Below are 21,154 nucleotides of genomic sequence, written 5' to 3'. Positions count from 1 at the left end.
GAATTGCTCCGTTTGCCCTGCAAGAAAAAGCATCAGTAGTTTACATCATGCGGCTTACTGAAGCGCTACAGCTGCCGGGGTCATACCTGATCTTTTTCCAAAACTCCTTTCTCAGCCTCACCGGGGCCTAAAAATCCCTACTTGTTCAATCAGCCCGATTTGCCTGTGCGCAGCAGTTGCGTTGTGAAATACAGGTATCGGTCAGCTTTCCATTTAAAACTTCGAAAAATATTGACTCGCAAAAAGTAGATTAATGTTTAACTTTTAATTACCTTTGGACCGAAAAACGATTTTGGTCTAACGGGTATGATGGAGAAGGATGAACTTGTAAGGAAGGAGATTCTGGACGAGGCTCAAAAACTGTTCAGGCACTTCGGTTGGTCCAAAACCACGATGGAGGACATCGCCAAAGCCGCCGGAAAAGGGAAGAGTACCCTTTACTATTATTACAAGAGCAAGGACGAGATCTTTGACGCGGTGCTGACGCGCGAAATGGATGAGGTTTTCCGGACGCTGCAGGAGGAGGTAAACAAAATGCAGACGGCGGAAGATAAGCTGAGAACGCTGTGCCTTACCCGGTTCAATATCCTCAAAAAGAAGGCAAACCTCTATAATGTGATCAAAGGGGAGATAGAAGCGAGTATTCCTCGCCTGCGGGATCTGCACAGAAGGTATGAGCTGAGAGAAATAAGCCTGGTCCGCAGTATCCTCCGATTTGGCCTTGAGCGCAGAGAGTTTGCACAGTATGCGGCAGATGACATAGACGCTATTGCATTTGCCATGGTGTGTGCTTTTCGGGGGCTGGAGGTAGGCCTGCTGGTTGAAAACAAGTTCGCTGCACTGGAGGGCCGGATGGACATCATCAATAATATTTTAATGCGCGGACTGAAAACAAAGTCCCCTGCATCTGATTAAAGCGTAATCCAAAAATAATCCATAAAAATTAAGGAAATATCAATAATTAAAAGTAATATTAGTAGGTGTTATTAGTTCTATAATTTATGAACAAGGAGAACTATAAGAACTGTTATACGCAGCTTCATACCTGCTGATGGCGTGATAGGGCTTGTGCCAATTAAATGAATGCAAATATTATTTAACGTATTGTAGATGGGCAATATACTTCGTGAGAAAATCCTCGCCCGAGAGAAGAGCGCTGCCTACCTGGCAGCCGAGAGGGCAATGGCGCAGGGAGCCTATCCTTATTTCAGATCAATAGCGTCTGCTCAGGATACGGAAGTCATTATAGACGGCCAGAAAGTGCTGATGTTTGGGTCGAATGCCTATTTAGGGCTTACGAACCATCCGAAGGTGAAGGAGGCGGCCGTCAATGCCATATCGAAGTATGGCAGCGGCTGTGCGGGTTCGCGTTTCCTGAACGGCACCCTCGACATCCACATGGAGCTCGAGAGCAGGCTGGCCGCCTACGTGGGCAAAGATGCCGCCCTGGTATTCAGCACCGGGTTTCAGGTAAACCTGGGTGTGATCTCCAGCCTCACCGGCCGCAACGATTACATCATTCTGGATGAGTACAACCACGCCTCCATCATCGACGGCAGCAGGCTCTCCTTTTCCAGGGTGATCAAGTACAAGCACAACGACATGCAGGACCTGGAGAGCAAACTGAGCCGCCTGCCTGCCGAGGCGATCAAGCTCATCGTGGTGGACGGGGTTTTCAGCATGGAAGGCGACATTGTAAAACTTCCGGAACTGGTGGCCCTGGCGGAGCGCTACGGTGGCAGTATTATGGTAGACGATGCACACAGTCTGGGTGTGATCGGCGAACAGGGTGCCGGCACGGCCTCTCACTTCGGGCTGACAGACCAGGTGGACCTGATCATGGGAACGTTCAGCAAGTCACTTGCCTCCCTGGGTGGTTTTATTGCGAGCGACTTCGATACGATCGAGTATCTGAAGCACCATGCGCGTTCGCTCATCTTCAGTGCCAGTATGTCCCCAGCCTCCGTGGCCAGCACACTCGCCGCCCTGGATATCATTCAGTCGGAGCCGGAGCGCCGTGCGCAGCTTTGGCGGAACACCCACTATGCGATAAAACTCCTGACGGCCGCCGGCCTGGAACTGGGGCCGACAGAGACTCCGATCATTCCGGTGTATGTGCGCGACAACGACCTTACCTTCCAGGTGACCAAAGTGCTGCAGGACAACGGCATCTTTGTGAACCCGGTAGTGGCGCCTGCCGTGCCCGCGCATGCTACCCTGCTGCGTCTCTCCATCATGGCCACGCATACCTTTGGCCAGATCGAAGAGGCGGTTACTAAAATTGCCGATGCATTTAAACTGCTCGGCATCAACTCCCGAAATACGTCTTATGAAGAGAGTACTGCCTGTTGAGACCAAGCAGCAGTTGAAAGCCTTCATTGACTTTCCGCATGCGCTGTATAAAGCCGACCCGCACTACGTGCCGGAGCTTTACATCGCGCAAAAGGACTTGTTGACTCCCGGCAAGCATCCGTTTCACGAGCACTCCGAAGTACAGCTATACCTGGCCTACGACGGGGACCAGCTAGTCGGGCGGATCGCGGCTATCCTCAACAACAACCACAACGTCTTCAACAACAGCCAGGACGGTTTCTTTGGATTCTTTGACTGCGTGAACGACGGGGAGGTGGCCGGTAAGCTCATACAGGAGGCGCAGCAATGGCTGCTGGCAAAGCAGGTGACCACCATGATCGGGCCGGTAAGCTTCTCTACGAACGAAACCTGCGGTTTGCTTGTGGAGGGCTTTGACAGCTCGCCTGTGGCCATGATGCCCTATAACTACAGTTACTACATCCAGTTGCTGGAGAAACTGGGCTTTCAGAAGAAGGTGGACCTGCTGGCTTACCAGTTTCTGGCCGAGGGGTACAACGACAAAGCTGCCCGTATGGCAACGGCACTCCGAGAGCGCCTGGAGCAGAGAGGCATTGTGATCCGTCCCATCAACCTGAAAAACTACAAGCAGGAAGCAGAGAGCCTGCGCGGGATCTACAACTCCGCCTGGGATAAAAACATGGGTTTCGTGCCGATGACGCCGCAGGAATTTGACTACATGGCCAAAGATCTGAAGATGATCGTGGACCCGGATTTCTGTTTGATTGCCGAGCACAACGGGAAAGTGGTGGGCTTTTCACTGGCTATACCTGATATCAACCAGATCCTGAAAAAGATCAGGAGAGGACGTTTGTTGCCGACCGGTATTTTCAAGTTGCTGCTGCTGCGGAAAAAGATAACAGCCGTGCGGATCATCGCGCTGGGCGTAGTGGAGGGTTACCGGAAGATGGGCATTGAGGCCTGTTTTTATGGCGCCGCCATGCAGAAGCACCGGGAAAAAAAGATGCAATCAGCGGAGGCTTCCTGGATACTGGAGAACAACGTGCTGATGAACCAGGGGCTGCTGAAGATGGGTGCAACGCCTTATAAAAAATACAGGATCTACGAGAAAGCGATATGAAGGAGCGGGTACTGATAACGGGAGCAAGCGGGTTTGTGGGCCACCACCTGGTAGAGGCAGCGGTGCAGGCAGGGCTGGAGGTATACGCCGCCGTGCGCCCTTCCAGCGAAGTGGCGCACCTGCAGGCTTTTGGCATCCACTACACTTCGCTTAACTTCAACGACTCCGCAGCGCTGGTCAAGGAGCTGGAGGAGAAGCAGTACCATTACATCATTCATGCGGCTGGCATCACCAAAGCCAAGACCGAGCGGGAGTATAACCGGGTAAACGCCGGCTATACCCAAAAGCTGGCACAGGCTGCAGCAGTAGCTGATATTCCGCTGAAGAAGTTTGTCTTCATCAGCAGTCTGGCGGCGCTGGGGCCGGTGGTGTACAGCGACACGACGCCCATCCATGAGCAGAGCAAGGCGCAGCCAGTCACGGCCTATGGCAAAAGCAAACTCCTAGCCGAGCAGTACCTGGCGGAAATAAAAGACCTGCCCCTGGTGGTACTGCGCCCGACGGCGGTGTACGGTCCACGGGAGAAGGATATTTTCATCGTCCTCAAGACCCTGAACCTGGGGCTGGAACCCTACATCAGCACCAAGCCGCAGTGGCTGAGCTTTGTGTATGTAAAGGATTTGGCTAGAGCAGTGATACAGGCGCTGGGCGCAGGGATGCACCATGCCAGCTACAACCTGTCAGATGGCAACAGCTATGACCGCTACGCGCTGGCTACCATCACAAAGCGCATCCTGGGCAAGAAGGCTATCCGCTTTCACGTACCGATGGGCGTAGTGAATGTGATGGCCCGGCTACTGGAGGCGGCTTACGCTGCCAGCAGCAAGATGCCGGTCCTGAACAAAGAGAAGCTCAACGAGCTGGCCGCCGAGAACTGGAACTGCAGCATCGACCGGATCCGGCAGGACCTGGGCTTTGTGCCGGAGTACGACCTGGAGAAGGGGCTAGCGCACACCTTGAAATGGTATAAAGAAAACAATTGGCTATAAGTATTGATTTTAAAACAGTTTTAGACCTTAAGTGAATAAGATGGAATATCAAGTAAAACCAGCCGAAGGGCGCTTGGGTATCCTGCTTCCAGGACTGGGAGCAGTTGCCACCACATTTATTGCAGGGGTAGAGGCGATCAGAAAAGGTTTCTCTCAGCCTGTAGGTTCACTTTCTCAGATGGGCAACATCCGACTGGGCAAGCGCACGGATAACCGCAACCCCCTGATCAAAGACTTTGTGCCGCTGGCCAGCCTGAACGACATCGTTTTTGGTGGCTGGGACGTGTATGAAGACAACGTTTTTGAGGCGGCCGTGAACGCCAAAGTGCTGGAGCCCATGCTGCTGCACTCCATCAAGCCGGAGTTGGAGACCATCAAGCCGATGAAAGCGGTATTTGACAAGTCTTACGCTAAAAACCTGGACGGCACCAACGTGAAAGAGGCCGCCACAAAGTATGAGTTGGCCGAGGCGCTGATGGAAGACATGCGCACGTTCAAACAAGAAAACAGCTGCGACCGTCTGGTGATCGTGTGGTGCGGTTCTACGGAGGTATACACCGAGGTGAGCGACGTGCACCGGACGGTGGCTGCCTTTGAAGAAGGCCTGCGTAACAACGACCCGCGCATCGCGCCAAGCATGATCTATGCGTACGCCGCCCTCAAACTGGGTGTGCCTTACGCAAACGGTGCTCCTAACCTGACCGTGGACATACCTGCGCTGGTGGAGCTGGCCAAAGAGAATGGTGTGGCGATCTCCGGAAAAGACTTTAAAACAGGACAGACACTGATGAAGACGATCATAGCACCCGGTCTGCAGGCCAGAGCGCTGGGCATCAATGGCTGGTTCTCTTCCAATATTCTGGGTAACCGCGACGGCCTGGTACTGGACGATCCGGACAATTTCAAAACCAAGGAAGTATCGAAACTGGGCGTGCTGGAAGACATTCTGCACCCGGAGGACAACCCGGAACTGTACGGCGACTTGTACCACAAAGTACGCATCAACTATTACCCGCCTCACGGCGACAACAAAGAGAGCTGGGACAACATCGACATCTTTGGCTGGTTGGGTTACAAGATGCAGATCAAGATCAACTTCCTGTGCCGCGACTCGATATTGGCAGCGCCTATCGTGCTGGACCTGGCCCTGTTCACTGACTTGGCGCAGCGTTCCGGTATGAGCGGTATCCAGGAGTGGTTGTCTTTCTACTACAAATCGCCCCAGACTGCGGAAGGACTGCGTCCGGAGCACGATATCTTCAAACAGTTGATCAAGCTGCAGAATACGCTGCGCCACATCATGGGCGAAGACCTGATCACGCACCTGGGCCTGGACTACTACGAAGATCTGGTAGAGTCGAAGTAAACGGAACAGCATGCTGAAATTACACAAATTGGTTTCCACCAGTCTGGGCATCGGCTACATGGGCAAAGGGGGCGGCACGGTAGCTGCTGTGGCTGTCTGCCTGTGTCTGTATGCCATACCCCAGGCGGGTGGAGACCAGCTTGTTCTCTGGCTTCCCATCATCACGCTGCTGCTCACAGTACTGGGCGTTTGGTCAGCCAATGAGGTGGAGCCGCACTGGGGCAAAGACGATAAGAAAGTAGTGATAGACGAGGTGGCAGGTATGTTGATTACCATGCTGTTTATACCTGTGACGCTCAGCACGCTGCTGGCCGGCCTGGTGCTGTTTCGCTTCTTCGATATTGTGAAGCCGCTGTATATTAGGAAACTGGAGAAAGTGAGGGGAGGCTTAGGCGTAATGTTGGACGACGTAGTGGCGGGCGTTTACGCAAATATTGTTTTACAAATATTGCTATACCTGAAGCTATTCTAAATGTTTACCTTTCTGAAGGCGCAGGCTGCTTCGATGGTAGCCTCTGCTGTGGACTTTCTGGTCACGGTGCTGGTGGTGGAGCTGCTGGGTGTTTGGTATGTGACAGGCACCGTTATAGGCACCATTTCAGGGGGCATCACACATTTTGCACTCGGTCGGAACTGGGTGTTCCAGGCAGTGCATAGAACAGTGCCGCTGCAGGCAGTCAAATACCTGGTCATCTGGAAGGGAAGCCTGGTGCTGAACGCGTCCGGTGTGTATCTGATTACTCAGTATGGCGGGCTGCCATACCTCTACTCCAAAATTGTCACCTCCCTGCTTGTAGGCTTTTTTTACAATTACATTTTTCAAAAACGATATGTATTTAAATAGGAATAGGTATAGTCTATACCTATACCGGCTGTTATGCTTCCTGTTGCTAGTGGTGGCAGGCGTATACACCACACCTGTGATGGCCCAGGGTCTCACAACGATTAAGGGCACCGTGAAAGACGCTGCCACCAACGAGGCGCTCATCGGCGTTTCTGTTTTTATTCCGGGCACTAGCACGGGAACCAGCACCGACTACGAGGGAAACTTCCAGATCCGGACAAACCAGATCGTAAACAAAATACAATTTTCATACCTGGGTTACCAGACAACCACCCTGGCCGTGACGCCGGGGCAGGAGCAGACCCTGCAGGTAAAGCTGCAAACCGATGCCAAACTGCTGCACGAGGTAGTGGTGGTAGGCAAAAAGCGGAAGGTACACTACAGCAACAAGAACAACCCGGCAGTTGACCTGATCAGGCTGGTCGTGGACAACAAGGCCAAGAACAAGCCGGAAAACTACGACTACGTGCAGTACGAGCAGTACGAGAAAACGCAGATGTCGCTGGTGAACACGCCTGAGAAACTTAAGCGCAATCTCCTGCTGCGTAAGTACGACTTCATCACCAACAACATCGATACCACCGTGCTCGCGGGAATGGCCGTGCTGCCTTTCTTTATACAGGAGGAGCTGACGGAGCAGTATTACCGCAAGTCGCCGCAGGCGCGCAAGACAGTGGTAAAGGCCGAAAAGAAAGTGGACTTCGGGGAGTTTGTCGACAACCAGGGCATCATGGCCTACATGCAGCACATGTACCAGGACGTGGATATCTACGACAATAACATCACCATCCTGACAAACCAGTTCCTGAGCCCGATTGCCGACATGGCGCCTACTTTCTACAAGTTCTACCTAAAGGACACGGTGACGGCAGATGGTGGCCAGCAACTGGCCAAGCTGCAGTTTGAGCCGCGCAATCCGTCAGCCTTTATGTTTACCGGCAGCATGTACGTAACGCTCGACGGCACCTACGCCGTGCAAAGCGTGGACATGGAGGTGAGCAAGGGTGCGAGCATCAACTGGGTGCGCGACCTGAAGATCAAGCTGGACTTCGAGAAGAACCCCGATGGCCACTACCACCTGAGCAGAAGCGGCCTCAAAGCTGATTTCGGCCTCACCCAGAACAGCGACATGGGCTTTTATGGAGAGCGTGTGGTTTCGTTTAAGGACTACAAAATAAATGAGGCTCAACCAGCATCGCGCTACGAGGGCGAGGCCATCGTGCGGGCGCAGGAAACAGCCGGACAGGGCGAGGACTTCTGGCAGGCCAGCCGGCACGACTCGCTTTCGGCCGTGGAGGTCAACACGTACACCAACATCGACAGCCTGGTGAACATGAAATCCTTCCGGCGCACCATGGACTGGGGAACTGCCCTGATCGCAGGGTATAAGCGGGCAGGTGCTAACATCGAGATCGGCCCGATCAACACGTTCTACAGCTTCAATCCGGTGGAGGGCTTCCGACTGCGCTTTGGCGGCCGTACGACCAACAACTTCAGCAAGAAAGTCATGCTGGAGTCCTACACGGCCTATGGCTTTAAGGACGAAAAATGGAAGTACTACGTGGGCGGCACGTACTCGCTTACCGACCGCTCCATCTGGGAGTTTCCGGTGCGAGCGATCCGCGTGAGCTATCAAAAGGACACCAATATTCCGGGCCAGGAGCTGCAGTTTGTACAGGAGGACAATTTCCTGCTCTCCTTTAAGCGCGGCGAAAACGACAAGTGGCTCTACAGCGAAACCTACAACATCGATTACCTGCGGGAGTTTGAAAACCACATGTCCTACCGCATCGGCTTCCGGAACTGGAAACAGGCACCGGCCGGTTCGCTGCAGTACCTGCCAGTGGGCGATGCCAGTGGCGAAGTCGAGTCGCTGCCATTACAGCACCTGACTACCACCGAGGCTTCGCTGGAGCTGCGCTGGGCGCCGAACGAGCAGTTTCTGCAGGGAAAGATCTACCGCACCCCTGTCGCCAGCCGGCACCCGGTGTTTACGCTGCGGGCAGCAGCCGGTATAAAAGGCACGTTTGGAGGGCAGTTTGAGTACCAGAAGGTGGCCCTGAATGTGAGCAAGCGCTTTTATCTCTCGCAGCTGGGTTACTCGGATGTGGTGACGGAAGGTGGCTACATCTTCGGGCAGGTGCCGTTCCCGCTGCTCATGATCCATCGCGCCAACCAGAGTTACTCGTACCAGCTGCAGTCTTACAACCTGATGAACTTCTTGGAGTTTGTGAGCGACCAGTATGCCAGTGTGCACATCGACCACGGCTTCAACGGCTTTATCTTCAACAAGCTCCCGCTGATCAAGAAAACTAAGCTTCGGGAGTTCGTAACCTTTAAGGCACTGTATGGCAAAGTGCGCGAAGAAAACGTACCTTACGCGAACGCAGACCTGCTGCGCTTCCCGACTGATGCCAATGGTTTGCCTCTCACGTATACTCTTGAAAACAAGCCTTATATGGAGGCGAGTATAGGTGTAGGTAACATTTTTAACTTTTTCAGAATAGACGTGGTGAAGCGCCTGACCTACCTGGATCATCCAAATGTTTCCGATATAGGTATAAGGGGCAGGTTTAAGTTTGATTTTTAATACTCACAGCATAGTAGTATGGACATGAAATCAGTACGCGATGCGCTGCAGCAGGGAATCTACACGGTGATCAACCCTTTTGTGCGACTTCTGATCAGGCTGGGATTTACCCCCAACGCGGTCACCACCACCGGGCTTATCCTGAACATCGGGGTGGCCGGCATCTTTATATGGGGTGGTGAGACCAGTAACCGGGGCGAGCTCGAGTACGTGGGCTGGGCCGGTGCGCTGGTGCTGTTCGCCGGCGTATTCGACATGCTCGACGGGCAGGTGGCGCGGCTGGGTAACATGAAGTCCACGTTCGGGGCCATGTACGACTCAGTGCTGGACCGCTACAGCGAGATGATCATGTTCATGGGCATCTGCTACTACCTGATCTCGCACCACTACCTGCTCAGTTCGCTCTTCGCCTTCATCGCCCTGATCGGCTCGATGATGGTGAGCTATACCCGGGCACGTGCTGAGGGGCTGGGCGTGGAGTGTAAGGGGGGCCTGATGCAACGTCCGGAGCGGATCGTGCTGATCGGGGTATCGGCTATCGCCTGCGGCATTACTTACTACTTTGTGGGAGACGATTACAAGGTATATATACCGGGCGTTCCATTCCATGTGTTCGAGACCATGTCTATTTTCACGCTGCCTATCACGGTGATGGCAGTGATGACGAACATTACGGCCTACAACAGGCTGATGGACTCCAAAAAAGCCATGGAGCAGAAAGAGATGGCCACACGCTAAGAAAGAGCATAACAACGTGAGAAAATTATTTTACCTGTCATTCCTGCTCTTATACGCAGGTATAGGCAGCGCCCGTGCCAACAGTGTGGTAGGTATGGCAGAAGCAAAGGCCGACACGCTACCGGTGCCGAAGGGCATCAAAGGACTGTTGTTTTACGTGCAGCGCGACCCCAACGCCAACACGGTGGTATACGAACTGAACCGGACAACACAGGGAGCACTGAACGAAACAGAGCCGGTACACACTTATTGGATCCGATATGCCGATGGGGGAGAGCGCAAGGAACTGAACTACATACAGCGTAAGTTCGCCTATGGTCTGAATACCAAAAAGCTGGGCAAGGACCATTACGAGTTGAAGTTTGTGAGTTATGGAAAGCTACCCCTATACCTGCGCAAGGCAGGGGATGGTAAGTTCCACGTCTATACCACGATCAATAAGAAAGAAGCGATCCTGAATCGGGTGTTCGTGCGCATAGAAGGCGGTACGTTTTGGGTGCCCAACGTGGTGTACGTGGAATTGAGCGGCCATGACGCTGCTACCGGCAAGGCAGTGACAGGTCGCTTTAAACCTTAGCTTACTGATGAAATTTAATTTCGTGTCAGCCTGGCGGAAGAATCTCCGGAAGTCACACCTCTTTTTCGTCATTAAAACAGGCTACGGTGAGCCCGGCGCTGCGGGACAAAGTTTTCGGATCTGATATTGACAAAGAATAACATGCGTACAACAACTGAGGCGGCAGGGGAGAAGAAGGGCGTATCGCGCCGGGAAATACTGGCACTGGCCGCCTTATCGGTGGGCTACCTGCTGCTGTCCTACTTGCTAGTGGGGTTCAAAACTGATCAGCTGTTTTTGATCGGCCTGGCGAATGCCTTGTATTTTGCCACGCCCATCACCCGTAAGTTCATCACCGGTTTCTCGGTCTTTATTGTGTTTTGGGTACTGTACGACTACATGAAAGCCTTCCCGAACTACTGGTTCAACGCCGTGCACATTGAGGATTTGTATAACGCCGAGAAAGTCGTGTTTGGGATACGTGACGGCGGTATTATACTGACTCCCAATGAATACTGGCAGTTAAACAGCCATACCTTTCTGGACGTGCTGAGCGGGATCTTTTACCTCAGTTGGGTGCCGGTGCCGCTGGCCTTTGCGGGTTTTCTGTTCTTCTGGAACCGGCAGCAGTTCGTATACTTCTCGCTGACCTTTCTGCTCGTCAACCTGCTCGGCTTTGTCGTGTATTACCTATACCCGGCTGCGCCGCCCTGGTACGTGCAGCTGCATGGTTTTGAGTTTATCGCCACCACGCCGGGCAACACGGCAGGCCTGGTGCGCTTCGATGCGTTCTTTGGTGTTACGGTGTTTCATTCGCTGTATGTCAAAGGCTCCAATGTGTTTGCAGCCATGCCTTCGCTGCATTCCGCTTATCCGCTCATCGTGCTCTACTATGCCTTGAAGAACAAACTGGGAATAGTTGCCAAAGTGCTCTTTACCATCATCACGGTGGGTATCTGGTTTGCGGCGGTCTATACCTCGCACCACTATGTGCTGGATGTGCTGGCAGGTATAGTCTGTGCTACATGCGGCATCCTCTTATTCAACTGGCTGGTGGCCAGCAAAGGGGCTGTGAGCAGGGCCATCGGGCGGTTCGTAGCCGCCATCCGCTAACAACGCCTGTGACCAGGCAAAACGTAATCTCCACAACATGACTCAAGATCAACTTGCCATACAAAACAAGCGTTCCTTTGAAGCGCTACTCAAACTAACAGCAGGTGACTACCAGGCCTTTCTGTATGATTGCGATGGCACACTGGCTGATAACATGCAGGCGCATAAGGAGACTTATGTAAAAGTGGCTGCAGGGCAAGGCGTCACGATTGACCCTGCCATTGTAGATGAGTTTGCCGGACTTCCTATACCTGCCGTGGTCGTTGAGATCAACAAGCGGTATGGAAGCAGCTTCGACCCCATCGCCTTTGAGCAGACCAAATCGGAGTTGTTTTACCACGAGTTCATCGCCGAAACAAAGCCTGTGCAGTTTGTGGTAGACCACCTGGTGGCCCATGCCGGCAAGGTGAAGATTGGCGTGGTATCTGGAGGGACGACGAAGATGATCCGGAAAACGCTGGAGGTGCTACAGATCGATCATCTGGTAGAAGTGCTGGTGTGCGCTGGCGACACAGCAAAAGGCAAACCGTTTCCCGACCCGTTTTTGCTGGCGGCAGAAAAGCTGGGTGTAGCACCCGACCGCTGTCTTGTTTTCGAGGACGGCGAGCCCGGCGTGCAGGCTGCAGAGGCCGCCGGCATGCGGTGGGTGCGTGTAGACCAGGTATAGGGCAAGGGTTTGTATGGCCCTGACTTGAATCAGGTATAAGGTATAGCCCCACGCACTTTTCGTTATCAGAACCGCTCCAATGCTGGAGCGGTTTTTTTATGCTCCACGTGTCGGAAATCCTCCTGTATAACAAACTGGTACGCTCAAAGGAGTCACCAGACCGCTTCCTCGTACGGTTTATCACATCTTTCTGGTGGTTCATCACTTTTAGTTGACCTCCTGTGTTCAGTTTCCTAATCTTATACCTGTTAAGGCCAGCTAAGTAGTGGCCAACACGAAGCAGGATAAGAATAGACGAACGAAAAGATGGAATTAACGATCCGGAATATCTCCAGGAACTATCTGAATGGGGTGCAGACCCTGAAAGGTATCAATCTGATGATACTGCTCTGTTTGTGCACCCTGCTGGGGACGAGCGGGAAGATGCAGCATACGCTGATGTGCTTGCTGGCCACGCTGCAAGGGCCGGACGAGGGGCAGCTCTTATTCGAAGACATCGATGTAGCAGGGCAATTGGCTCAATTGCTGCAGTTTATACTCGATACCCTGTTCTAGTATCATCCGTCACAAAATCAGCCGCATTCATCACATTTATTGTTTATACTCAACCCTTTCATTTATCATTGTTCTATGCATGATATGACACTAGACCACCACTTCGCAAAACCGCTCCAGACTTCTAAAATAGAGTTCTGGGTGGCTACTGCCATTTTTGTTTTCTCTATCTTCTCGCTCTCCACCTCACACGATTCCTACAGGTGGGATTTTGAGGATGCCGGGATAGGCTATCGTTTCTATAAGCACCATTTCTGGCCACAGCTCATCCGCTATACCCTGCTATACCTGGGTTTCCTGCTGCTCAATTACAGGATTATACCCAGTCTGATGCAGAAGGTACGTGTGCCTCTTTATTCCCTGCTCCTGCTGGGCCTATACCTGACCTACAGCCTCGTGTCGGGCGTGCTCGATACCTACACCAAAAGCTATCTGATCAACTGGTATTATCCAGGGGAGCAGGACTACGACCTGATCTTTCAGGACAGCTTCCGGCATACCCTGTTCCTGTTGCTGTTGGTGGGAATCTATACCTTTATCAAATACAGCGGACTCTACCTGCTGTCGAACGCTACGGCCATCTCGGCCAGGTATAGGTTTATTAACCGGGAAACGCTCACCGCCTTCATCATCTGGATGGTAAGTGTGTTTCTGTTGATGGTGTTCAACCTGGATCAGGATATCACGGTGACCCTGGGGATACTTTCCCTGAGTGCCTTAATGCTTTATTGTGGTGCTTACTATTTTTTGATCCCGAACGCACTCAAGTCAAAGCGCCCCCTCCGGAAGTACCTGCTGGTGTCACTTGTGGTCGTGATCGTAGCCTATCTGCCAGTCGCGTTTCTGCTACTGCTCTTCTTTCATGACGAGGACAATGCCTTTGGCCTGAGCTTTTTCAACTCGCTTTTCCAACTGGTAGTGACGGCGCCATTTGTGTGGTTCCTGTTCAAGCGCCAGATGAAGGGGCGGGAAGAGATGTTCGTGCTGAAGAAAGAGCTGGGAACGACAAGCGCCAACCTGGATTTCCTGCGCTCACAGATCAACCCGCATTTTCTTTTCAACGCCCTGAACACCCTGTACGGCACGGCCCTGCAGGAGAACAGCGAGCGTACCGCACAAGGTATACAGATGCTGGGCGACATGATGCGCTTCATGCTGCACGAAAACCACCAGCAGAAAATCCTGCTTTCCCGCGAGGTCGAGTACATCCGCAACTACATCGATCTGCAGTTGCTGCGCACTTCGTCTTCGCCCAACATCACCATCGAGACCAAGATAGCGGATGAAGTCAGCAACAAGCACATTGCCCCCATGCTGCTGATTCCGTTTATTGAGAATGCGTTCAAACACGGCATCAGCCTGCAGCACAAATCCTGGATCAGAATAAGTTTGCATAGTGACCCGAATAAGCTGTATTTTGATGTGTACAACAGCAAACAGCGCAAGTCAGAGCAGGATCCCGAGAAGGACAAGTCGGGCATCGGGCTGAAAAACGTGAAGCAACGCCTCGACCTGCTGTACCCGGACAGGCATGAATTGATCATCCGGGAGACACCGGAAGAGTTTTTTGTGCACCTCACCCTTCAATTGTAAGTATATTTAAAGCAGGTATAGAAGTTAAGGTATAGCAGCAAGCATGAGAGCAATAGCAATAGACGACGAACCGATGGCGCTGGAAGTGGTGCGGGCGCATGCCGCCAAGGTGCCTTACCTGGAGCTGCTGGGTTGTTTCACGGATGCCTTCAAAGCGCTGGAGTTCCTGCAAAATGAGTCGGTCGACCTGCTGTTCCTGGACATTAAGATGCCCGATATCTCCGGATTGGAGTTTGTGACCAGTCTGTCGAAAAAGCCGATGGTGATCTTCACGACCGCTTATTCTGAACACGCTGTCACGAGCTTTGAGCTGGATGCGGTGGATTACCTGCTAAAGCCCTTCTCACTGCCCAGGTTTGTGAAAGCCTGCAACAAAGCCCAGGAACTCCTGCAATTGCGTGGCACAACGGCTCCGGTCAAGGACTACCTGTTCCTGAAAACCGGTTACGAGCAGGTGAAGGTCTACTACGACGAGATCCTATACCTGGAGGCGGCGGGCAATTACGTGACTTTCGTGCTGGAAGGCAAGAAGCTACTTTCGCGCATGACGATCCAGGAACTGAGCGAGCAACTGCCTGCCGACAGTTTTGTACGGGTGCACCGCTCGTACATTGTGGCCAAAAAGCAGATCGACAAAATCGAGCGCCACCAGGTATGCATCAAAGGAAATGAAGTGCCAGTGGGCGCTTCTTATATGCAGCAGTTGCAGGGGATTTGATCGCTATACCTGGGTGTTTCACTCCAGAGAATTCTCCCCTTGAGGGGAGCGCAGAGGGGTGTTTCATGCCAGGGAGTTCGCCCATGGAGGGGCGCTATTTCGCTCAACTCTTTTGTCATTCCGAAGGAATCTTAATCACAAGTAGCATAGGTTTATCACCCCTCTGACCAGGTTTCTTAACAGAATGACAGTGAGCTTTGAAAGAGTTTTTTTAGAATGAAATAACCTCAAAGCTCTTAGGAGTCCTGCTTTTTTTTGGGAACAACTGAGCAGTGTAATAGTAAAAGCCTGGCGATGGAAAGCTAAGAATAAAAAAGGCGCTCCGGTTAATTCCGGAGCGCCTTTTTCAAGTTATTTAAAGCGGTATACCTATTGGTTCGCTTCCAGCCATTTTCTGGCGTTCACAAACGCTTCCATCCAAGGCGATACTTCATCGTGGCGGCCTTTCGGGTAGTGCGCCCACTGCCACTGCAGGAGCGAGCGCTCGATGTGCGGCATCATCACCAGGTGGCGTCCGGTTTCATCGCAGATCATGGCGGTGTTGTAGTCAGAGCCGTTCGGGCAGGCCGGATACGTCTCGTAGGCGTACTTCGAAACGATCTGGTACTTGTCCTCGGTATGCGGCAAGCTAAAGCGACCTTCTCCGTGCGATACCCAAACCCCCAGTGTGGCACCGGCCAGGCTCGAAAGCATCACCGATTTGTTTTCTTGGATAGTCAGGGAAGTGAAGATACTTTCGTGTTTCTGGCTCACGTTGTGCAGCATGCGCGCCTTCTGGTCGTGCCCCATCGTGATGAAGCCGAGCTCCACAAACAGCTGGCAGCCATTGCATATACCTACTGAAAGTGTGTCCTCGCGTTTAAAGAAGTTCTCGATGGCATTTTTCGCTTTTTCGTTGTACATGAAGGCACCGGCCCATCCTTTAGCAGAACCCAGCACGTCTGAGTTAGAGAAGCCACCCACGGCTCCGATGAAGCGGATATCCTCCAGCGTTTCTCTTCCCGAGATAAGGTCCGTCATGTGCACGTCCTTCACGTCGAAGCCGGCCAGGTACATGGCGTTGGCCATTTCACGCTCCGAGTTACTGCCCTTTTCGCGGATGATAGCTGCCTTGATTCTTGGCTTCGAGCTGTCGATCGCTGGCTTTTTGCCGTCAAATCCGGCCGGGAAGGTATAACTCAGTTCGTGCTTCTTGTAGTTCTCAAAACGCTCCCGGGCGCTGTGCGGGCCACTTTGTTTGATGTCCAGCAGGTAGGAAGTCTTAAACCAGGTGTCACGCAGTTGGGCGATGTCGAAGGTATAGGCATCGCTTCCGTTCTTCAGTTCCAGCGTGGCAGAAGAGGTGGCTATACCTATTTTATGGAAAGGAATTTCATTCGCATGCAGGGTTTCTTCCACCTCGGCCGAAGCCTGGAATACCACACCGATGTTCTCGGCAAACAACACTTTGATGCTATCGGCTTCGCCCAGCGAGGTGAGATCAATGGAGGCGCCCAGGTTATTGTCCGCAAAGCACATTTCCAGCAGGGTCGTGATCAGACCGCCACTGCCAATATCATGGCCTGCGGCTATCTTGTCTGCTTTGATGAGCTGCTGCAGCGTGTTGAACGCGTTCTTGAACAAGGCCGCATCGGTGATATCCGGTGTTTCGTTGCCGATCTTGTTGAGGACCTGCGCAAAAGAAGAGCCACCCAGCTTAAAGCTGTCATTGGACAGGTTGATGTAATAAATATTGCCGCCATTGTGCTGCAACACCGGCTCCACCACCTGGCGCACGTTGCTGCAATTTCCAGCTGCTGAGATGATCACTGTACCTGGCGCAATCACGTCTTCGTCCTTATACTTCTGCTTCATCGAAAGCGAGTCCTTGCCCGTCGGGATGTTGATGCCCAGGGCAATCGCGAACTCAGAGCAGGCCTCTACTGCTTTGTACAGACGAGCATCTTCTCCTTCGTTCTTGGAGGCCCACATCCAGTTGGCAGAAAGCGAAACGCTTTGCAAACCATCTTTCATAGGAGCCCAAACGATGTTAGAGAGCGATTCGCCGATGGCATTGCGGCTACCCGCAGCCGGATCGATCAGGGCAGAAATAGGAGCGTGGCCTACCGAAGTGGCAACACCCTCTTTGCCCTGGAAATCCAGTGCCATCACACCGCAGTTATTGAGCGGCAACTGCAGCGGACCAGCACACTGCTGCTTCGCCACACGACCTCCCACACAACGGTCTACTTTATTCGTCAGCCAGTCTTTGCAGGCCACGGCTTCCAATTGCAGCACCTGCTCCAGGTAGGTATGCAGTTGGCTTTCGTCGTAGGTTACCGGCTGGTATTCCCGGTCAACCGTCTTGTCGTTCATCACCACTTTAGGCGAACTGCCGAACATGTCGCTCAGCTCCAGGTCCATCGGTTTCTGACCATTAGAGGCCGACTCGAAGGTAAAGCGGTGGTCGCCTGTTACGTCGCCCACGGTATACATGGGGGCACGTTCGCGGTCTGCTATCTTTTGCAGGGTTTCAATATCTTTTTCGCCAATCACCAGCCCCATGCGTTCCTGCGACTCGTTGCCTATGATCTCTTTGGCTGAAAGGGTAGGATCGCCAACCGGCAGTTTGTCCAGGTCAATTTTGCCGCCTGTTTCTTCCACCAGTTCCGAAAGGCAGTTTAAGTGTCCGCCTGCACCATGGTCATGTATCGAAACGATGGGGTTGTTCTCGCTTTCCACCATACCCCGAATGGCATTGGCGGCGCGTTTCTGCATTTCCGGGTTGGAGCGCTGGATGGCGTTCAGTTCTATACCTGAGCCGTGCTCGCCGGTGTCAGCTGAGGATACAGCTGCTCCGCCCATACCGATGCGGTAGTTCTCACCACCCAGGATCACGATTTTATCACCTGTTTTCGGGTGACCTTTCTGGGCCTGACTCGCTTTGCCGTAACCAACGCCACCCGCCAGCATGATCACTTTGTCATAGCCCAGCTTACGTGGAGTTTCAATAGCATCTGCTTTTTCGTCGTGCTCGAACGTGAGCACCGAACCCGTGATCAGCGGCTGCCCGAACTTGTTACCGAAATCAGTAGCTCCGTTAGAAGCTTTGATCAGGATATCCATGGGTGTTTGGTACAGCCATTTTCTTTCCTGCGTAGCCTGTTCCCAAGGGCGGTCTTTTTCCAGTCGCGATAAGGCGGTCATGTACACCGCTGTACCAGCAAGCGGGAGCGATCCCTGACCACCAGCCAGACGGTCGCGGATTTCACCACCTGATCCTGTAGCGGCACCGTTGAAAGGCTCTACAGTCGTTGGGAAGTTATGTGTCTCTGCTTTGATGGAGATAACCGATTCAAAATCTCTCACCTGATAATAGTCAGGCACATCGGCACGCTTGGGGGCAAACTGCTGCACCACCGGCCCTTTGATAAAGGCCACGTTATCCTTGTAAGCCGAAACGATATCGTTCGGGTGTGTCTCTGATGTTTTGCGGATCAACTTGAAGAGTGAAGTAGGTTTCTCTTCACCATCAATCACAAACTTGCCGTTGAAGATCTTGTGGCGGCAGTGCTCGGAGTTCACCTGCGAGAAGCCGAATACTTCAGAATCAGTCAGCGGTCTGCCAACCCTTTCAGCTAGCTTATTCAGGTAATCCACCTCTTCCTCGCTCAGCGACAGTCCTTCCTGCTTGTTGTAAGCCGAAATGTCCTCCACGGGCTGCACAGGCTCCGGCTGAATGTCGATCGTAAAGATTTCCTGATCCAGCCCCTTGTACTTTTGCGACAGCATCGGGTCGAAATCCGTGAACTCCGCCGCTACGACGGCAAATTCTTCGATCCGGATAATGCCTTCGATGCCCATGTTCTGGGTGATCTCCACGGCATTGGTGCTCCAGGGCGTGATCATGGCAGCGCGGGGACCCACAAAAAAGCCCTCCAGGTTGCTCTCTTGCTTTAATTCGGCATTTCCAAAAAGCCATTCGAGTTTGGGAATGTCTGAAGAATTTAGTTCCGCTGCGGTTTGTACGGCGTAAACTGTATCGGGCTGACTAAAAAAGAAATGAAGCATGCTTGGTTGTTTTTCTATGCGCAAAGATACGGTTCAAATTTGGATAATCGGGCAGGGGAGCCAGGTATAGGGGCACTCCGAGTGCGGTCGCATTGCCTGTGCAGGCAATGTGCATGTACTAACCTGGGTAACAGTGTGGAGGGTAGAACCTCCTGATGGTCGCTCATTTAACGCGCGAATTTTACTGTGGTGCCAATTTTAAAACAAAAGTAAGGATATTTTTTTGAGAAGCGTAGGAGAGAGGGGGGTATAAAGTTTTAGGAAGAAGAATGCGGAGACCATTAGTTTGATCAGGGAGTGTGCTAGGCGCAACCAGACTGGGAAAACCGGATACAGCGTTATCCTGCTAACTTATGAAAGCCACGCCACCATCAAGCGCCTGATCGAAGGGGGGTGACGGTGAATGACGAGAAGGTTTTACACCTTTAACTTTTTCAATTCATTTAAGTAATCACTTTTGTCGAACTTAAGCTCTATCTTTTTTAGAATTTCAATTAGAGGCTTGTCATTGATATAAGGAATGACAACTTTATTTAAAAGTTTACCATCTTCTCTCTCCTCAATTTCAAGTCTTAATTTGTCCATTTTGAAAGTAATAAATTGTAATCAACTAGTTGGTACATCCGAAGCCTGAAGCATTGCATGAGTTACGGCTGAACAGGGTTAGGCTTTTACTTAGTCTTGTGCATTTTGCGAGTTTTATAACTATCTTATTTACTTGATTCGGGTTGGTGCTTTAGTTGCAAGCCGTGTAGGAAGTTGCGCAGAATCTGGTCTTGGAGTAGGCGGTAATGCTGGTGGTCGGGTTTGCGAAAAAAGGCGCTGAGTTCGTGCTTGCTTAAACGGAATTTTACCAGTTCCAGAATATCAAGAATGTCTTCGTCTATCAGGTTCAGGGCAATTTTGAGCTTACGAAGTATTATGTTGTTATTCAGTTTATTTTCGGGCTTAGGTTGCTCGCCTTCCTTTTTACCGCGTTTCTCGGTTATAAAACCATTGAGAAAAGCTGCTAGGTGCAGGTCGCTCATTTCCTTAAACCCAGGCTCATCTTCCTTTTTCATCAACTCGATGATCTCTGCGCGGGTTACCTGCTCCCCCCCAGACTTAAAAAGCTCCATTAGCTTAGAGTCATTAAAATCAAATGTATAGCGGAGCCGGCGTAAAATATCGTTGTTGTTCATGTTTATACTTTGAATGATTTCTTTATAAATACCGCCTTAACGGACTGGGCTGTGCGGAGGCGGAGCTACCTTATAGGTGTGGTTATAGGTCGCTTTTCTTTTATTTTTTAGAAAAGGCTGCCTTTGTAGTATCAAGGCTAACAAATATATTTTTCCTAAAATTATATCCTTGCATTGCATCAAGTGGATTGAAGTCACCTGGAATCCACATTCCTCCAAAATCTATAGTTAATCGGTCACAAGGTGTATTTTCTATTTTATAAATTCTTTGGTAACCTCCTATTTGCATTTGTAGGGAATTGTTTACTTGTCTTAATATTCCGGTGAGTCGATATGATAAAGAATCTCCATTTTTTAGATGGTATTCCTGATAGTTGTGTTTTAGGTTATTTGGATTTTCAACATCTGACCGTAATAATTGGTCGTTACACCTAAAAAAAAGGTTGAAGAAAACTGATTTTTGAACAGTGTCATCAATTGTAAACTTCATTTTGTTTAAGCTGTCATTTCGTAATACTAGCCTAAAATCAAATGGCTCATTCACAAAAATTGTGTCTTGGATGTAGATAATCTTAGTTACAGAATAAAAGTCGTCTTGCTTACCGCAACTTGTTAAAATCAGAGTTGCCAATATGAAAATTAAATTTCTCACTATTTCTTTTTAAATGCCCTATAACGGCCGCGTGCTTAAGATGCCCGCAGCGCCAACGAGGGTAACTTAAGCATTGTGTTGGCAACAGGCT

19 protein-coding genes are annotated in these 21,154 nt (G+C 51.5%); 15 read left to right on the top strand and 4 right to left on the bottom strand.

What is annotated here, in order from left to right; all coding sequences use genetic code 11:
- Positions 1 to 306: 306 nt before the first annotated feature.
- From Q4E40_RS00900 to Q4E40_RS00830, 15 genes are all read left to right on the top strand, one after another.
- Positions 307 to 915: a TetR/AcrR family transcriptional regulator gene (locus Q4E40_RS00900; protein ID WP_303409512.1), complete on the top strand. Its 609-nt coding sequence runs from the start codon at positions 307 to 309 to the stop codon at positions 913 to 915.
- Positions 916 to 1,110: 195 nt separating this feature from the next.
- Entirely contained in the window at positions 1,111 to 2,352 is a 1,242-nt protein-coding gene (spt, locus tag Q4E40_RS00895; protein WP_303409510.1) for a serine palmitoyltransferase, read from the top strand.
- Complete coding sequence (locus tag Q4E40_RS00890; protein WP_303409509.1) at positions 2,330 to 3,451, top strand: hypothetical protein; 1,122 nt, start codon at positions 2,330 to 2,332, stop codon at positions 3,449 to 3,451. The genes spt and Q4E40_RS00890 overlap by 23 nt, the downstream gene beginning before the upstream one ends.
- Positions 3,448 to 4,440: an NAD-dependent epimerase/dehydratase family protein gene (locus tag Q4E40_RS00885; RefSeq protein WP_303409508.1), complete on the top strand. Its 993-nt coding sequence runs from the start codon at positions 3,448 to 3,450 to the stop codon at positions 4,438 to 4,440. Before Q4E40_RS00890 ends, Q4E40_RS00885 begins: the two co-directional genes overlap by 4 nt.
- 40 nt (positions 4,441 to 4,480) lie before the next feature.
- Entirely contained in the window at positions 4,481 to 5,806 is a 1,326-nt protein-coding gene (locus tag Q4E40_RS00880) for an inositol-3-phosphate synthase (protein ID WP_303409507.1), read from the top strand.
- Positions 5,807 to 5,816: 10 nt separating this feature from the next.
- The gene (locus Q4E40_RS00875; protein ID WP_303409506.1) at positions 5,817 to 6,278 is read left to right on the top strand and encodes a phosphatidylglycerophosphatase A family protein; all 462 of its coding nucleotides are present in this window, start codon (positions 5,817 to 5,819) and stop codon (positions 6,276 to 6,278) included.
- On the top strand, positions 6,279 to 6,650 hold the full coding sequence (locus Q4E40_RS00870; protein WP_303409505.1) for a GtrA family protein: 372 nt from the start codon (positions 6,279 to 6,281) through the stop codon (positions 6,648 to 6,650). It abuts the gene before it with no gap.
- On the top strand, positions 6,637 to 9,240 hold the full coding sequence (locus tag Q4E40_RS00865; protein WP_303409504.1) for a DUF5686 and carboxypeptidase-like regulatory domain-containing protein: 2,604 nt from the start codon (positions 6,637 to 6,639) through the stop codon (positions 9,238 to 9,240). The genes Q4E40_RS00870 and Q4E40_RS00865 overlap by 14 nt, the downstream gene beginning before the upstream one ends.
- 18 nt (positions 9,241 to 9,258) lie before the next feature.
- A complete protein-coding gene (locus Q4E40_RS00860; RefSeq protein ID WP_303409503.1) occupies positions 9,259 to 9,978 on the top strand; it encodes a CDP-alcohol phosphatidyltransferase family protein in 720 nt (239 codons plus the stop codon).
- Positions 9,979 to 9,994: 16 nt separating this feature from the next.
- On the top strand, positions 9,995 to 10,555 hold the full coding sequence (locus tag Q4E40_RS00855; protein ID WP_303409502.1) for a DUF4833 domain-containing protein: 561 nt from the start codon (positions 9,995 to 9,997) through the stop codon (positions 10,553 to 10,555).
- Between the two features lie 141 nt (positions 10,556 to 10,696).
- On the top strand, positions 10,697 to 11,647 hold the full coding sequence (locus tag Q4E40_RS00850) for a phosphatase PAP2 family protein (protein WP_303409501.1): 951 nt from the start codon (positions 10,697 to 10,699) through the stop codon (positions 11,645 to 11,647).
- A gap of 37 nt (positions 11,648 to 11,684) precedes the next feature.
- On the top strand, positions 11,685 to 12,314 hold the full coding sequence (locus Q4E40_RS00845; RefSeq protein ID WP_303409500.1) for an HAD family hydrolase: 630 nt from the start codon (positions 11,685 to 11,687) through the stop codon (positions 12,312 to 12,314).
- Between the two features lie 306 nt (positions 12,315 to 12,620).
- Positions 12,621 to 12,869, top strand: a complete 249-nt coding sequence (locus tag Q4E40_RS00840; protein ID WP_303409499.1) for a P-loop NTPase family protein — start codon at positions 12,621 to 12,623, stop codon at positions 12,867 to 12,869.
- Positions 12,870 to 12,953: 84 nt separating this feature from the next.
- The gene (locus tag Q4E40_RS00835) at positions 12,954 to 14,462 is read left to right on the top strand and encodes a sensor histidine kinase (RefSeq protein ID WP_425475169.1); all 1,509 of its coding nucleotides are present in this window, start codon (positions 12,954 to 12,956) and stop codon (positions 14,460 to 14,462) included.
- A gap of 43 nt (positions 14,463 to 14,505) precedes the next feature.
- Positions 14,506 to 15,180, top strand: coding sequence for a LytR/AlgR family response regulator transcription factor (locus Q4E40_RS00830; RefSeq protein ID WP_303409497.1), 675 nt, complete (start codon positions 14,506 to 14,508; stop codon positions 15,178 to 15,180).
- 369 nt (positions 15,181 to 15,549) lie between these two features.
- On the opposite strand, the gene purL is transcribed toward Q4E40_RS00830, so the two are convergent.
- The 4 genes from purL to Q4E40_RS00810 form a co-directional block, all read right to left on the bottom strand.
- Complete coding sequence (purL, locus tag Q4E40_RS00825; RefSeq protein ID WP_303409496.1) at positions 15,550 to 19,230, bottom strand: phosphoribosylformylglycinamidine synthase; 3,681 nt, start codon at positions 19,228 to 19,230, stop codon at positions 15,550 to 15,552.
- Positions 19,231 to 19,647: 417 nt separating this feature from the next.
- Complete coding sequence (locus Q4E40_RS00820; protein ID WP_303409495.1) at positions 19,648 to 19,815, bottom strand: hypothetical protein; 168 nt, start codon at positions 19,813 to 19,815, stop codon at positions 19,648 to 19,650.
- 125 nt (positions 19,816 to 19,940) lie between these two features.
- The gene (locus Q4E40_RS00815) at positions 19,941 to 20,411 is read right to left on the bottom strand and encodes a YehS family protein (protein ID WP_303409494.1); all 471 of its coding nucleotides are present in this window, start codon (positions 20,409 to 20,411) and stop codon (positions 19,941 to 19,943) included.
- 100 nt (positions 20,412 to 20,511) lie between these two features.
- Positions 20,512 to 21,042 carry a hypothetical protein gene (locus Q4E40_RS00810; RefSeq protein ID WP_303409493.1) on the bottom strand — a complete coding sequence of 177 codons (531 nt, stop codon included), beginning with the start codon at positions 21,040 to 21,042 and terminating at the stop codon, positions 20,512 to 20,514.
- Between the last annotated feature and the right edge of the window lie 112 nt (positions 21,043 to 21,154).

It is taken from the genome of Pontibacter coccineus (genome assembly GCF_030546575.1).
GTDB lineage: Bacteria > Bacteroidota > Bacteroidia > Cytophagales > Hymenobacteraceae > Pontibacter > Pontibacter coccineus.
The sequence above is the reverse complement of the archived record's forward strand: the minus strand, read 5'-3'. Positions and strand labels throughout refer to the sequence as shown.

Coding starts and splice junctions, on each gene's coding strand:
- Q4E40_RS00890 (WP_303409509.1), top strand. CDS start 2,330: ATGAAGAGAGTACTGCCTGTTGAGACCAAGCAGCAGTTGAAAGCCTTC.
- Q4E40_RS00860 (WP_303409503.1), top strand. CDS start 9,259: ATGGACATGAAATCAGTACGCGATGCGCTGCAGCAGGGAATCTACACG.
- Q4E40_RS00835 (WP_425475169.1), top strand. CDS start 12,954: ATGACACTAGACCACCACTTCGCAAAACCGCTCCAGACTTCTAAAATA.
- Q4E40_RS00840 (WP_303409499.1), top strand. CDS start 12,621: ATGGAATTAACGATCCGGAATATCTCCAGGAACTATCTGAATGGGGTG.
- Q4E40_RS00845 (WP_303409500.1), top strand. CDS start 11,685: ATGACTCAAGATCAACTTGCCATACAAAACAAGCGTTCCTTTGAAGCG.
- purL (WP_303409496.1), bottom strand. CDS start 19,230: ATGCTTCATTTCTTTTTTAGTCAGCCCGATACAGTTTACGCCGTACAA.
- Q4E40_RS00880 (WP_303409507.1), top strand. CDS start 4,481: ATGGAATATCAAGTAAAACCAGCCGAAGGGCGCTTGGGTATCCTGCTT.
- Q4E40_RS00885 (WP_303409508.1), top strand. CDS start 3,448: ATGAAGGAGCGGGTACTGATAACGGGAGCAAGCGGGTTTGTGGGCCAC.
- Q4E40_RS00850 (WP_303409501.1), top strand. CDS start 10,697: ATGCGTACAACAACTGAGGCGGCAGGGGAGAAGAAGGGCGTATCGCGC.
- Q4E40_RS00900 (WP_303409512.1), top strand. CDS start 307: ATGATGGAGAAGGATGAACTTGTAAGGAAGGAGATTCTGGACGAGGCT.
- Q4E40_RS00815 (WP_303409494.1), bottom strand. CDS start 20,411: ATGAACAACAACGATATTTTACGCCGGCTCCGCTATACATTTGATTTT.
- Q4E40_RS00820 (WP_303409495.1), bottom strand. CDS start 19,815: ATGGACAAATTAAGACTTGAAATTGAGGAGAGAGAAGATGGTAAACTT.
- Q4E40_RS00875 (WP_303409506.1), top strand. CDS start 5,817: ATGCTGAAATTACACAAATTGGTTTCCACCAGTCTGGGCATCGGCTAC.
- Q4E40_RS00870 (WP_303409505.1), top strand. CDS start 6,279: ATGTTTACCTTTCTGAAGGCGCAGGCTGCTTCGATGGTAGCCTCTGCT.
- Q4E40_RS00830 (WP_303409497.1), top strand. CDS start 14,506: ATGAGAGCAATAGCAATAGACGACGAACCGATGGCGCTGGAAGTGGTG.
- Q4E40_RS00865 (WP_303409504.1), top strand. CDS start 6,637: ATGTATTTAAATAGGAATAGGTATAGTCTATACCTATACCGGCTGTTA.
- spt (WP_303409510.1), top strand. CDS start 1,111: ATGGGCAATATACTTCGTGAGAAAATCCTCGCCCGAGAGAAGAGCGCT.